The 805-nt window shown below is 52.7% G+C and carries 2 tRNA genes and 2 rRNA genes; all 4 read right to left on the bottom strand.

Annotated features, from left to right (window positions below):
- Positions 1-158: ribosomal RNA gene (locus tag BW42_RS08830) — 23S ribosomal RNA — on the bottom strand; the annotation flags it as partial.
- 114 nt (positions 159-272) lie between these two features.
- Positions 273-345, bottom strand: a tRNA-Ala gene (locus tag BW42_RS08825).
- Between the two features lie 22 nt (positions 346-367).
- Positions 368-444: transfer RNA gene (locus tag BW42_RS08820), tRNA-Ile, on the bottom strand.
- Positions 445-517: 73 nt separating this feature from the next.
- Positions 518-805, bottom strand: a 16S ribosomal RNA gene (locus BW42_RS08815); the annotation flags it as partial.

The following is an 805-nucleotide window of genomic DNA, read 5'->3' as shown; positions in this document are numbered from 1 at the left end:
GTAACATGTCCCATCCCATTACAGATGGTGGGTTCCCCCATTCGGAAATCTTCGGATCAAAGCATACTTACTGCTCCCCGAAGCATATCGCTGTTCGTCGCGTCCTTCATCGGCTCCTAGTGCCAAGGCATCCACCGTACGCCCTTCATACCTTGATCTAGCGTTGGTATTCTAAGAACACACGTCTAATGACATGGTTATAAAAAGTTTGATGTCTTGTTGATGTCTTCAGTTTTCAAGGTGCGAGTGCCTTATCCAAAGGACAAGACAAATGGAGCCTAGCGGGATCGAACCGCTGACCTCCTGCGTGCAAGGCAGGCGCTCTCCCAGCTGAGCTAAGGCCCCAGGATTGAAATTATAATGGAAATGGTGGGCCTAAGTGGACTCGAACCACCGACCTCACGCTTATCAGGCGTGCGCTCTAACCGGCTGAGCTATAGGCCCATTCCATGACTAGAGAGAATTAGACTCTCAAAACTGAACGATGGGCATGTCCCGTAAGGGACGTTTTCCTTAGAAAGGAGGTGATCCAGCCGCACCTTCCGATACGGCTACCTTGTTACGACTTCACCCCAATCATCTACCCCACCTTCGACGGCTGGCTCCTTACGGTTACCTCACCGGCTTCGGGTGTTGCAAACTCTCGTGGTGTGACGGGCGGTGTGTACAAGACCCGGGAACGTATTCACCGCAGTATGCTGACCTGCGATTACTAGCGATTCCGACTTCATGCAGGCGAGTTGCAGCCTGCAATCCGAACTGGGAACGGCTTTATGGGATTGGCTCCACCTCGCGGTCTCGCTGC

The sequence above is a fragment of the Exiguobacterium sp. RIT341 genome, from assembly GCF_000632205.1.
GTDB lineage: Bacteria > Bacillota > Bacilli > Exiguobacteriales > Exiguobacteriaceae > Exiguobacterium_A.
The sequence above is the reverse complement of the archived record's forward strand: the minus strand, read 5'-3'. Positions and strand labels throughout refer to the sequence as shown.